Genomic DNA, 12,146 nt, shown 5'->3' on the forward strand with positions numbered 1-12,146 from the left:
CTCCGAGGGACTTGATGTTAGAGATGTTCAATGTGCCACCCCCGCTGCGACGCTTTCGTCGATAAAGCGCCCTTCGACGAAACGGTCGAGACCAAAGGCGGATGCAAGCGGACCCGGGGCGCCACGGGCCATCATATCGGCCATCGCCCAGCCTGATCCTGGAATTGACTTAAAGCCCCCCGTTCCCCAGCCACAGTTAATGAAACAACTGCCCAGTGGCGTGGGTGAAATGATCGGTGAGCGGTCGCCCGTCATGTCCACAATCCCGCCCCATTGGCGCAACATCTTCAGGCGCGAAATCATCGGGAAGGTTTCCACAAGCGCACGCACGGTTTCCTCGACATGGGTGAACGAGCCGCGTTGCGTGTAGTTGTTATAGCTATCCGCCCCACCGCCAATGACCATTTCGCCCTTGTCAGATTGGCTCATATAGCCGTGCACTGTGTTGGCCATCACAACCACATCCATGCAGGGTTTGATCGGCTCACTCACGAGGGCCTGCAGCGCGACACTCTCAAGGGGCAAACGAAAGCCCGCCATATCGGCGAGGTGTCCGGAATGGCCCGCAACGACAATCCCGAGCTTTCCACAGTCAATATCGCCGCGTGTGGTCGAAACGCCGGTGACTTGGCCGTTGGCTTGCGAGATGCCTGTGACTTCGCATTTCTGGATGATATCCATGCCCATGCCCGAACAGGCGCGCGCATAGCCCCATGCGACCGCATCGTGACGGGCGGTGCCGCCGCGAGGTTGCCAAAGTGCGCCGAGGATCGGATAGCGCGGCCCAGCGATGTCGATAATCGGGCACAGTTCCTGCACGCGTTCAGGCGTCACGAACTCGGTTTCCACCCCCTGATAGGCATTGGCTTGGGCCGTGCGTTTATAGCCGCGCACCTCGTGATGGGTTTGGGCGATCATCAACACGCCGCGCGGGCTGAACATCACGTTCATGTTGAGGTCTTGGCTCATGGTTTCATAGAGGCTACGGGCTTTTTCATAGATTGCCGCCGAAGGGTCTTGCAGATAATTCGAGCGAATAACCGTGGTATTGCGCCCCGTGTTTCCGCCGCCAAGCCAGCCTTTTTCAATCACCGCCACATTGGTGATGCCGTGATTTTTGCCAAGGTAGTAGGCCGTCGCAAGCCCATGTCCGCCCGCGCCGACGATCACAACGTCGTAACGCTTCTTGGGTTCGGGACTGCGCCACGCGCGTTCCCATCCCGTGTGGTGACGCAGGGCTTCGCGGGCAATGGCAAAGGCAGAATAACGTTTCATAGGGTACTTCCACAATGAAGGGTCGGCAAAAAGGGCAACGCGCCGCAAGGGCGTAACGGACAAGGCTATCCTTGCCTTTTCTTGCGCAGTTGCCAAGCCATAGGCAGCCAACTTGCGGCAGTTTTCGGCACATCTGCGACATATCACAGGAATGTTGGGTTTTGAGGGCCTGCTGCGGCTACTTGTACCTTTTGCAACCGCCCCAGAGTCGCTAGGAAGGGAGCAACTAAAGGAGCGGCCATGTGGTTCTATTTGACAATTGCGGTGATTGCGGGGGTTTGTGCAACCTTTGTAATTCTAAACTTGATGAAACGCGAGGGCCGCGACTCGGCCCCTGATGCCGCTAAGCCGCCCTCCGAAGAAGTAGTGTTTTATCAACGCCAGCTCGCAGATATCGACCGTGACGTAGCCAGCGGCACCCTTGCAGAAGAGGACGCAACCCGCACCAGAACCGAAGTCTCTCGGCGCTTGCTGGAAGCAGACAAACGCGCACAAAACGCCCCTGTTTTGCCACAGGCCCCCAAGGGTGCAAGTTATGCGGTGGCCGCATTGATCGTGGCGCTTTTGTTTGGCGTGGGTGGATATATTTACGCGGAATTGGGCGGCGCAGGTCGCGCGGATGAACCTTTGGCCGAACGATTTGCCGAGGCAAACGAGGCCTATGAAAACCGCATGTCCCAACGCGAAGCCGAAGAACTGGCCCCTGATCGCTCCGTTAAAAACATAAGTGACGCGGATTTGGACCTTCTTAACAAGCTGCGCACCGCGCTGGAACAGCGGCCAACCGACGAGGTTGGCCATCGCTTGTTGGCAAAACAGGAAGCCCAACTGGGCAACTATACCGCCGCACGGTCCGCGCAAACCCGCGTTGTAGAACTTATGGGTGCCGAGAAAGTGGACACCAACGACTTGATCCTTTTGGCACGAATCATGGTTTATGGCGCGAACGGTTTTGTTTCACCCGAAGCTGAGGCGCTTTGGGGCGAAGTCATGCGCCGCGAACCTCAAAACGCCGAAGCACGGTTTTATATGGGGTTGATGCTGGCGCAAACCGGACGCCCCGATGCGACTTACGCGTTTTGGGAACCGCTGCTTGAGCGCGCCGATCCAAACGCGCCTTGGACGGATTTGCTCTTTGCGCAATTCCCCGATGTCGCCTATTTCGCAGGCAAAGACTACACGCCCCCAACCGTCCAAACCGCAGGGCCAACAGCGCAACAAATGCGCGACGCAGGCAGCATGTCGGAAGAAGACCGCCAAGAAATGATCTTGGGCATGGTCGAAAACCTCAAAGGCAAACTTGAGAGCGGCGACGGCACGGCCCGAGAATGGGCGCAATACATTCGCGCCAACAGCGTTTTGGGCAAAAATGATGTTGCCCAACAGGCCTATGACACCGCCAAGGCGACATTTGCAGATAGCCCCGAAGATGCCCAAGTCATCTTTCAATCGGGGATCGAAGAAGGGTATGAAGTGGGCGTTACGGAATGATATTAGAACTGATCGAAGAGTTCGCGCCGCAAGTGCCGACCATGCGCCCGATTGCCGGTTTGGATTTTGGCGACAAAACCATCGGTGTGGCGCTCTCGGATCGCATGCTCAACATCGCCACCCCGCTTGAAACCATCCGTCGCAAGAAATTCACCCTCGACGCCGAAGCGCTGTTGGCCTTGCTGGCCAAAAACGAAGTCGGCGGCATTGTCCTTGGATTTCCGCGCAATATGGATGGCTCTGAGGGGCCGCGCTGTCAAAAAACGCGGGCTTTTGCGCGCAATTTGGAACGGCTCACCCCCCTGCCCATCACCTATTGGGACGAGCGCCTGTCCACCGTCGCCGCCGAGCGCGCGCTGTTGCTTGCGGATGTGTCGCGAGCCAAACGCGCCGATGTGATCGACCATGTTGCCGCTGGATTTATCCTTCAGGGCGCGTTGGACCGATTGAGCCACCTGAGGCGCCAATGACCGATATTTGGAAACGAGACGAGCCTGAATCACCCTGTATCAACATCTGTGTGATCCATTCCAAGGCCGAAATTTGCACGGGGTGTTTGCGCACTTTGGATGAAATCGCAGATTGGAGCGGGATGGATGCGGCGGGTCGGCAGGCCATTTTAGACGCCCTGCCCCCGCGTATCGAGTTGCTCAAGCAACGGCGCGGCGGTCGTGCCGCGCGCCTCAAGGAACGTGGCTAGATTTAGTATCCCGCCGCTTTGCGCAACATATTCGTCGCGACAACAATCAAGAACACTGCGAAAATCCGCTTGAGCATTTTTGCGTCCAGTCGATGCGCTAATTTCGCCCCAATGGGCGCGGTAATGAGCGTCATGGAAATCACCACAAGAAACGCAGGAATATTCACAGCACCCAGTGTAAACGGCGGCGCGCTGTCGGCGGCGACGTCCACAAACAGAAACCCGATCACCGAGGGGAACGCGATAATCACGCCAAAACCAGCCGCCGTAGCCACCGCGCGGTGAATGGCAATGCCGTGCAAACTCATTAAGGGCACGCCAAAACTGCCGCCACCGATGCCCATCAGGACGCTGAGGAATCCAACGAAAGGGGAAATAATATTCCGTTTGAGACCTGCGGGCATCTCATCGCCCAAGCGCCATGTCGCCTTGCCGAACGCCATGTAAAACCCAATAAAAATACCCAGAAACCCAAAGATACCTTGCAGGGTAGAGGAGCGCAGCGACGACACCGTCAGCATCCCCAACACCGCCCCAACCGCAATGCCAGGGGCCCATTTTTTCAGGATATCCCACTCCACCGCGCCCTTTTTATGGTGACTCGAAACCGAGCGCATGGAGGTCACGATGATCGTCGCGAGCGATGTAGCAAGACAGACTTGCATCAACTGATCGCCACCATAGCCAAGCGCGTCAAACGCATAATAAAACGCGGGCACAAGGATAATGCCGCCGCCAACGCCCAGCAAGCCCGCCATGACGCCCGCAAAGGCCCCGATCACCAGTAAAAGGATAAGAGCGGGGACATATTGGATTAAATCAGTCATGACGTGTCTTTCGATGGCCTATGGGTTGCCACCCTCAATATCGCCTCCGGTGACGCGGTCAAGCGCCTCAAGCAACAATTCAGGCCCCGCTCCCTCACGTGGCGCCCCATCCGAGAGCACTCGACGCCACGCCCGCGCACCCGGACGGCCGGTAAACAGCCCCAACATATGGCGGGTGATTTGGTTGAGCCGCCCGCCCTCAGCAATGTGGCGCTCAATATAGGGGATCATCTGGTGCACCGCTTCCACAGGGTCACTTTGCCCCGTTTCCCCGTAAATCCGCGCGTCTGCCGCACAGAGCACATCCGCCGGGGAATGATAGGCCGTGCGCCCGATCATCACACCATCAAGCCCCCGCGCCAGCAGCTCTTCCGACTGATCCAACGAGGTAATCCCGCCGTTGATCGACAAGTGCAACTCTGGAAACTGCGCCTTCATCGCGACCACTAAATCATAATCCAACGGCGGTATATCGCGGTTTTCCTTGGGCGAAAGCCCCTTGAGCCACGCCTTGCGCGCATGGATTTGGAACCGCGTCACGCCCGCCTGCGCGACTTTGGTAATAAAATCAGGCAGCACTTGGCTCGGATCCTGATCATCCACCCCAATCCGACATTTCACCGTAATTTCACAGGTGCTCGCCGCCTGCATGGCCGCTACGCATTCCGCCACAAGCGGCGCGTTTTCCATCAGAATGGCCCCAAAACAGCCCGACTGAACGCGGTCACTTGGGCAACCGACATTCAGGTTAATCTCGTCATATCCGTGGTCATTCGCCAACACACAGGCCTGCGCGAGTTCCACCGGATCAGACCCACCAAGCTGCAACGCCACAGGATGTTCCGCCGCATCAAACCGCAACAAATGCAACGCCTGCCCGCGCACAAGCGCAGGAGCCGTGACCATTTCGGTATACAGCAACGTGCGTTTGGTCAGCAAACGGTGCAAATACCGACAATGGCGATCCGTCCAGTCCATCATCGGAGCAACGGATAGTCTTGCAGAAGCTAATGCATTATTATTGCTCATATTTTAACCGAAATCACATGCTACTTGATCGCACAAATACCCCTGAAAGACTGGAGCAGAAATGGCGTTCGCTAGGAAGCGTGGTGAGAAGTGGGAAGTGCGCAAGCATGGCGTAACCAAGTCAAAATCCTTTACCAGTAAGACCGCTGCGACGGCTTGGGCCACGGCCCTAGAAGCGGAGTTAGATCGCGCAATAGCAGGCCACAATGCAGATGTGAAGACTGCTGCAATGGGTGACATGATAAGAAAGGACCGCTCTGGGATTAAGCCCTACAAACCTTGGGGCCGTTCTAAAGACGCCGCTCTCAATAAGGTGGAGAAGGAATTGGGTCGTCTACGCCCCAAAAACCTGACGTCTCGTAGGGTGGAGCCGTACGCTAGCCCAGTTGCGGGGTGAATGCCTTGATTTTGCTCCGCGAACATAACCTGTTCAGCATTGTTCGCTATGGTTTTGGCGGTGCAATGGACTGCTGCGGCATGTTGAGACCAAGAGCGCCCGATAGTGCTTAATGGGATTTTACCCCGTACAAGTCCGATAGATTTAGCCGCGTTGCACATGTTTTCGCTACCCTCAGTGAAGTTGGGTTCACCAGCCTGACGGATAACGAACCAACCAACTTCCGTGTGGCCAGCTTCCTGCTCCTTAATCATCGCAGTAATTTGTTCGTCTGTGGTTCGTTCCTCCATTTGTCCGTCCTTGCGGCGAGCGGATTCAACACAACCATTTTTCGAGGGGATCGCGCTAGACCTAACTACTTAAAAAAAATCTAGGTTTCTGAGCATTAGGCGAGGACGCAAACCAACAAAGCATGGGAAATGACAATAAGCGACAAACTAAAACTAGAAGAATATTATGGAACCTCTGAAAGAACTAGTTTGTCGTTTTTAGAATTTGGATCGATTGATCTTAAGAAGGGGAAAAAGACGACTTGGGACTTTCTTACCGACGATAAAGCTTATGAATCTTATATGATCGCGAGATATCTTCGGGATTTATTAAAATTTCGAGACGTTCTAGACCTCAAGAAAAGCGGTCAAGACTATGTTGACACCTGCATGGCCGTCAGTCACCGTACAGTCAATGCTCGCTTGTATAAGGCTGCCTTGTGTATGACGATGGAAGCCAACAAACTCGATGGTCTGTTTGAAATCGGCAGCACTCTTTTTGGTCTCATAGACGAGGTTGATGCCCTGCTCGCAGTGCGTAATGAAGCTCACACCCGTGAGTATTTGAAGAAGATCCGTTTCATCGGCACCGAAATCAGCAGCTTCATGAATCGCACCGCAGAAGTACTACACCCAGATGGATCAACTGAAGCTTATTAGTGGGCCCTTTGTAAATGCCTATCTCTCCCAAACCATTCCGGCAACGCGTGGGTCATCGTTAAAAGCCGTCTGAGGAAACTCAAGCCCAAGTCGCGGGTAATCCCGAACGGCCTGTGCCCCCGTTCGAGAAATACGGATACGCCACGTTTGCCGATCCAGAGGTGAGCTATTCCGAAAGGCTCGACAGTCCAAAACCGCGAAATTTGCCCCTTTGGAGGGATCACGCACCGAGGCAAACCGAAGGATGCCCACGTTGATTGCCCGCGCGGTGTCCGCAATGTTTTGGCAGGAAGTGTAATCCGTGTGGTGCTGCCAATCTGCGGCATCCGCTTTGAGGCCACCCGTCGTCAAATCAAGCGCGCGTTCGCTTGAAAGTGCGGCGGAAAACGCCGTGTAATCTGCTGGATTGTCGGGAAACGGCGTTTTCGGACTCTCGGCGTAGAACAAAAACCGGTAAAAGACCATTTCGGCAAGGGCCGTTTCCGCGGCTTCGGACCCATACCAAACGCCCTTTGTGAGGCCTGCGCGACGGAACCGCGACCCATACGGATAGGGCCTGTAGCGGAACGGCGTCGCCAGAAGGTAATCCAGCCCCTTACAGTCCTTGGGCAACGGCGGTTTGGTTGTTTCCAGAATATCCTCAAGCATCGCTTGCTCTTCCAAGCTGTCCACGAGGCTTAATGTCGACACGACGTGTTGCGCCTCAACAAGACGCCACGCGGTGCTGTCAATCGGCTGAACCTCAGATTGGAGCGCGGCGGGTGTCCAGATAGGTGACGACATCCATCAATCCTTGTATTGAGGTCATGCGTTCCAAAGGCTGTGCGCCCAAGGCCGTGTTTTCTGATTTCAGCCACGTACAGGCCACGCGATCATCCCCGCCAACAATCGCGTCAAGCGAACGGAAAACCCGCACGAGGAGCGCGGCAAGTTCGAATGATTTCGTATTTTGGGCAAGAGTGGCTTCGCCGTTTTTAAACCGCGACACCTGCGCTTCGGAAACCCCAAGCACATCTGCCAGAAATCGGCCAGACAGACCGAGGCGTGCGGCGGCACGGGTCGTAGCCTTAGTCAAAATCGCCTCACGACTTGGAACAGAGGCCAGTCTTTGGATGGTGTTCATAAATGCCATTCCTTTCTGTAGGAATATTATATTAAACATATTTCTACAGAAAGGTCAATATAGAGCTGACAAAATGCCACCTCCTGATAATCACTCAAGCAGGCTAACAATCTCCGCGTACCCTCGTGATCTCGCATGTTGTAAGGGAGTGACGCCGTCGCGGTCCGAGAGGGAAGTGTCCGCTCCGGCTTCAACGAGTATCTGAACGGTACGGACGTGATCCGCACCGCCATTTCCCAAAACCACCGCTTCCATCACGGCAGTCCATCCAAGATTATTGATGTGATCGAGCGGGGCACCCCCCGCGACAAGACGCGCGACGACTTCGGCATGACCCAGATGTGCCGCCGCAATCAGGGCTGTGCCTTCATAAACGCTGGTGATCAAATCCGCCTTATTGCCAAGGCTCATGGCCAAAGACACCATGCCGGGATCGTCGGCGACCGCCGCAATTGTCACCACATCATAGACACCATCTTCCAACGCATTCATGTCGGCGCCCCCCTGCGCCAAGGCCGTAAGCGCGTTGTCGTGAGAGGCAAAAGCGGCAACATGTGCAGGGGTGCGGCCAGCGGGATCCCGCACGTTCGGGTCGGCACCCGCCGCGACCAAACGGGCAATCTCACCCGCCTGCCCTTCATGCGCCGCACGATGCAGGCCATCATAGGACGCAACATCCGAACGCGATGGGGCGGTTTGTGCATGGGCGGCACCGAACAGCACCAAGGAGGCAGAAAAAACCAGAGAGCGCAGCATATAGATCCCCTTTTAAAAAGCAGTGGCCCACCGCTTGGTAGGAGCGGGCCGTCTTTGGCTTATTCCGCGTTGATGACGTCAAGGCCAGCCCGTGCGCAATTCGCGTCAATGTCCCCCGAGGGAGCGCCACCAACACCGATCCCACCGACCAAAGCGCCGCCGATCTTGATCGGGAGGCCACCCGCTTGAATAACTAGACGGTTATCCATATCGCGCAAACCGTCATTTTGTGGATTGCCACCGATGAAATCGGCCAAACCAGCCGAGTCACGGCCAAGACTTGCGGAGGTGAAGGCTTTACCCGTGCTGCTGCCAACCGTGTGTGGCCCTGCGTTGTCGGCCCGCAAGATCACTTTGGTTACACCACTGCGGGCGACGATCGCGACGCTGACGTTGTAACCTTCGGCGGTGCAGGCGTCGACGGCGGTTTGAGCGGCTTTGGTGGCCATGTCGAGCGGCAGATAGGGCGCGGTTGGCAAGTCCTGTGCGAAGGAGGCGACAGGGGCGAGAAAGGCGACAAGAGCGATTGTACGGATCATTGGATTTTCCTTTTGTTCGACTGATGCCCTCACCCTAAATCTTGTGTCTGCATCGCGCCATTCGTAGCCGCCGCAGGGATATCCGTAGTTCTACGGACCTGCCTGCGCCTCCAGCCAATACCGCGTCAATTCCGCCGCCGATGAGGTGCCCGCCTTGGCCGCAATCGCGGCGCGGTGGCTTTCGACGGTGCGCGGCGACAGGCTGAGTGCGTCGGCCATTTGCTTGGTGGTCAACCCCTTGGCGATCATCCCAAGCACTTCCTGTTCTCGCACTGAGAGGTGATGGACCAGCGCCAAAGCTTCGGCCCGCTCTGCTGAAACCTGCTCTTGAGCTTCAAGTTCGGCATGTCCTTTTTGAATCGCATCAATCAAGTCATGCTCATCCACGGGTTTGCTCAAAAAATCCATCGCGCCGTTGCGAAACGCTCGCCTACAGGCCTCAATATCGCCATGGCCACTGATCACCACCGTGGGCCAGTTTATCCCGTGTTCCCGCAGTTTTTCCTGTAGTTTCAAGCCAGAGATCGCGGGCATCCGAATATCAAGAATAAGACATCCCGGATCGAGGCTCGCCGCTTGATTTAGGAAGATCTCAGGCGAGCCAAAGCTGCGCACATTCAAGCCAACGGTCTCAAGCAAAAGGGTCAACGCCTTGCGCACGGCCTCGTCATCATCCACGAGATAGACATAGTTTTTCATAAGGAACCTCGAGGGGATGCGAGAGGGATGGACAGGCGGAATGTTGTTTGCGGCGTGTCAGCGGCAAGTTCCAAATCGCCACTCATCTCTTCGACCAGTCGTTGACAGAGCGCCAGCCCAAGGCCCGTTCCGTCGCGCTTCCCCGTTACAAAAGGCTCAAAAATACGTGACCTAAGGTCAGGTGGAACACCAGGGCCATCGTCCAAAACTTCCAAAATCGCCCGCCCTTGAGAGATCTGCGTTCTGATCGTAATTTTCGGGTGGTCTGAGGCATCAAGTGCATTACGCACCAGATTAAACACTACCTGTTCCACCTCAACTGGGTCCGCGACAATAAAAATCGGCTCCTTCGAAAGCTGCAACAAAATGGTGGCCCCGACGGTTTTTACTTCCAGCGCCAGCAGCCGATCAACGCTATGCACCGCGTCATGCAGGGCGCAGGCCGTGGGCGCGGCACGATTGGGTTTGCTCCATTTTCTGAGGCGATCAAGGATGTCGGACGCCCTTTGAGCCTGCGTCACCGTATCGTCCAAAACTTGCGCCAACCGCCCAGTGTCCCCCTGCCGGACCAAGTGGCGCCCTGCTTGCACTTGGCTCAAAATTGCGGTCAGGGGTTGCGCCAATTCATGCGCCATTCCGCTGGCCATTTCACCCATCGCATTGACGCGCGACGCATGGGCCAATCGGGTTTCTTGCGCGCTCAATTGGGCACGACTTTCGGCGTCCTCCCGGCGGGCACGTTGTTTAAGGCCAAGGAGTATCAATAAAAATAACGTCGAAACCCCAGTGATTGCCGCAATGGTTTTCCCCACGGACAACAGGTCAGCCAAGCGTATCGCAAGCGATGTTTCAAGGATCAATGGCTGTGACGCGCTCCCGAGGGGCATGGAGAAACCGGCACCGCCGGGCGCGATTGTTCCCGTCAATACGTCTCCTTCTGGTGTTGAAATTCGGCGCGAGACAGAGGGCCGCTCCCAAAATGGATCCTCCGACGCCACCAGCGCATTTGCGTCGATGACCAGTGCGAGAGCGTGCCGCGCTGCATCTGTATTGGGGCTGCGTTTCACCAATAAATATTGTGTCGGTCGCGCGGGCATCTGGTGCAACTGCAACGCGCCATTTGAGTTTTGGGCCATCTCGCGGATAAGCGCGGCAGTCCCAACCTCTAGGCGCGGGAGCGATTGAATGCCCACTTCAGATGGGTCAAACGGGACCACATCCACTGAAAGAATGCGTGGGTAAAAGCGCTTGATTGTCGCCGTGACATCCAAGAATAAGTCCTGCCGCTCGGCTCCCCCAGCAACAAAAATCGCAGAAAGGGACGTTAAATGTGCGTCATGCTGATCGGCGCGCTGAGACGCCAAACGGTGCAGCGTTGCGCTCTTGACCGTCAGCTCGCGCACCAGCCTCTGCCGCTCAAACAGCGCCAAGGCCGCAACGGTTAGAGCCAAAATAACACCCCAAAGCACAAGGGTTCGCCAGATATTTTCAAAAGATGTGCGCGCCGTTTTCATCCGTCTTCATCGCATGTGGCCCACAATTCGCCAATCCGTATTTCTACGGTTACGGCGCACAATGGAACGCAAGCGTTTCCACGGGGCAAACTAACGGGAGATCAATCGATTTCTTGCAGGCGTTTTTCGAGCTTGTCGAGCTTGTCGAGTACGCCCGTCAGTGTTGCTTTCATCTGTGCAATTTCGCCCAGAGCGTCATTCACGCCAGCGGGGCGATCATATGTGTCCGCAACGTGGCTGGTGCCATTGCCTTCGCCGCTGATCAACCAGACCATGGACACGTTCAACAATCCTGCCAAAATCTGGATGCGATTTGCGCGCGGCGAGTCGGCATCGTTTTCCCATGCTTCGACGCTGCTGGCTTCGACACCAATCTTCCCCGCCAGACCTTCCACAGTCAGCCCTTTGGCCTCGCGCGCGGCTTCAAGCCGGTCGCCGAATGTGGCGACGGTTTCGTTGAATTGGTCGGTATTCTCAAGGTTTATGGTGGACACGACGGGCTCCGCGTTTGGACTGTATTGTTACAGTACACCCTCCCTAACCTACTATGCCTCAAAATTCAAGTTCGCCGCGCGTTTCATTGGAGCATCTGGCAGCGGCAACGCCCTCAAACTGAGGGGATATTAGCCCGTTTTGAAGACCCCTGCCCGCCAGTGCGACAGGCAGGGGATTGAGCGCAATTACGCCTTCCGGAATTTGCCCTGCGCGGCCTGCGGGGGCTGTGACCTATTTCAACCTAGATTGCCCGATGCGCTGGCGGCATACCCACTCGAATTCACAGCAAGAGTGGTGAATTGAGACTCCATAAAAACATGCTACCAAACCCTTGATATTGGTTATAAAGATAGACAACGGCCAACTAGTCGC

15 protein-coding genes are annotated in these 12,146 nt (G+C 56.0%); 5 read left to right on the forward strand and 10 right to left on the reverse strand.

From position 1 onward, the window contains the following. Positions 1-27: 27 nt before the first annotated feature. On the reverse strand, positions 28-1,275 hold the full coding sequence (locus tag AB9F29_RS09555) for a sarcosine oxidase subunit beta family protein (protein WP_369755472.1): 1,248 nt from the start codon (positions 1,273-1,275) through the stop codon (positions 28-30). Between the two features lie 240 nt (positions 1,276-1,515). Between AB9F29_RS09555 and ccmI the strand changes: the two genes are divergently transcribed. The 3 genes from ccmI to AB9F29_RS09570 are packed head-to-tail and all read left to right on the forward strand — an operon-like array spanning position 1,516 to position 3,466. Further along, positions 1,516-2,766 (forward strand): c-type cytochrome biogenesis protein CcmI, encoded by a 1,251-nt coding sequence (gene ccmI / locus AB9F29_RS09560; protein WP_369755473.1) that lies wholly within the window; start codon positions 1,516-1,518, stop codon positions 2,764-2,766. Beyond that, positions 2,763-3,236 (forward strand): Holliday junction resolvase RuvX, encoded by a 474-nt coding sequence (ruvX, locus tag AB9F29_RS09565; RefSeq protein WP_039001251.1) that lies wholly within the window; start codon positions 2,763-2,765, stop codon positions 3,234-3,236. Before ccmI ends, ruvX begins: the two co-directional genes overlap by 4 nt. Next, positions 3,233-3,466, forward strand: a complete 234-nt coding sequence (locus AB9F29_RS09570) for a DUF1289 domain-containing protein (RefSeq protein ID WP_335584810.1) — start codon at positions 3,233-3,235, stop codon at positions 3,464-3,466. Before ruvX ends, AB9F29_RS09570 begins: the two co-directional genes overlap by 4 nt. Positions 3,467-3,468: 2 nt before the next feature. Here AB9F29_RS09570 and AB9F29_RS09575 read toward each other — a convergent pair whose 3' ends face one another. Both AB9F29_RS09575 and dusA read right to left on the reverse strand, forming a co-directional pair. Continuing rightward, positions 3,469-4,293 (reverse strand): sulfite exporter TauE/SafE family protein, encoded by an 825-nt coding sequence (locus tag AB9F29_RS09575; protein WP_369755475.1) that lies wholly within the window; start codon positions 4,291-4,293, stop codon positions 3,469-3,471. 18 nt (positions 4,294-4,311) lie between these two features. Further along, a complete protein-coding gene (dusA, locus tag AB9F29_RS09580; RefSeq protein WP_369755476.1) occupies positions 4,312-5,322 on the reverse strand; it encodes a tRNA dihydrouridine(20/20a) synthase DusA in 1,011 nt (336 codons plus the stop codon). 61 nt (positions 5,323-5,383) lie between these two features. On the opposite strand from dusA, the gene AB9F29_RS09585 reads away from it, so the two are divergent. Beyond that, a complete protein-coding gene (locus AB9F29_RS09585; protein ID WP_369755477.1) occupies positions 5,384-5,719 on the forward strand; it encodes a hypothetical protein in 336 nt (111 codons plus the stop codon). 419 nt (positions 5,720-6,138) lie between these two features. After that, a complete protein-coding gene (locus AB9F29_RS09590; protein ID WP_369755478.1) occupies positions 6,139-6,648 on the forward strand; it encodes a hypothetical protein in 510 nt (169 codons plus the stop codon). 18 nt (positions 6,649-6,666) lie between these two features. Here AB9F29_RS09590 and AB9F29_RS09595 read toward each other — a convergent pair whose 3' ends face one another. The 7 genes from AB9F29_RS09595 to AB9F29_RS09625 all read right to left on the reverse strand — a co-directional run bounded on the left by AB9F29_RS09595 (position 6,667) and on the right by AB9F29_RS09625 (position 11,773). Continuing rightward, entirely contained in the window at positions 6,667-7,431 is a 765-nt protein-coding gene (locus tag AB9F29_RS09595) for an RES family NAD+ phosphorylase (protein WP_369755479.1), read from the reverse strand. Beyond that, complete coding sequence (locus tag AB9F29_RS09600; RefSeq protein ID WP_369755480.1) at positions 7,391-7,771, reverse strand: antitoxin Xre/MbcA/ParS toxin-binding domain-containing protein; 381 nt, start codon at positions 7,769-7,771, stop codon at positions 7,391-7,393. Before AB9F29_RS09600 ends, AB9F29_RS09595 begins: the two co-directional genes overlap by 41 nt. 90 nt (positions 7,772-7,861) lie before the next feature. Beyond that, a complete protein-coding gene (locus AB9F29_RS09605) occupies positions 7,862-8,527 on the reverse strand; it encodes an ankyrin repeat domain-containing protein (protein ID WP_369755481.1) in 666 nt (221 codons plus the stop codon). A 59-nt stretch (positions 8,528-8,586) separates the two neighbouring features. Continuing rightward, complete coding sequence (locus AB9F29_RS09610) at positions 8,587-9,066, reverse strand: heme-binding protein (protein WP_369755482.1); 480 nt, start codon at positions 9,064-9,066, stop codon at positions 8,587-8,589. Positions 9,067-9,156: 90 nt separating this feature from the next. Further along, positions 9,157-9,765 (reverse strand): response regulator transcription factor, encoded by a 609-nt coding sequence (locus AB9F29_RS09615; RefSeq protein WP_369755483.1) that lies wholly within the window; start codon positions 9,763-9,765, stop codon positions 9,157-9,159. Next, the gene (locus AB9F29_RS09620) at positions 9,762-11,279 is read right to left on the reverse strand and encodes a sensor histidine kinase (RefSeq protein WP_369755484.1); all 1,518 of its coding nucleotides are present in this window, start codon (positions 11,277-11,279) and stop codon (positions 9,762-9,764) included. The genes AB9F29_RS09615 and AB9F29_RS09620 overlap by 4 nt, the downstream gene beginning before the upstream one ends. Positions 11,280-11,380: 101 nt before the next feature. Next, a complete protein-coding gene (locus AB9F29_RS09625) occupies positions 11,381-11,773 on the reverse strand; it encodes a helix-turn-helix transcriptional regulator (RefSeq protein ID WP_335584798.1) in 393 nt (130 codons plus the stop codon). Positions 11,774-12,146: the final 373 nt, after the last annotated feature.

The organism is Falsihalocynthiibacter sp. S25ZX9, assembly GCF_041205405.1.
Lineage (GTDB): Bacteria > Pseudomonadota > Alphaproteobacteria > Rhodobacterales > Rhodobacteraceae > Falsihalocynthiibacter > Falsihalocynthiibacter arcticus.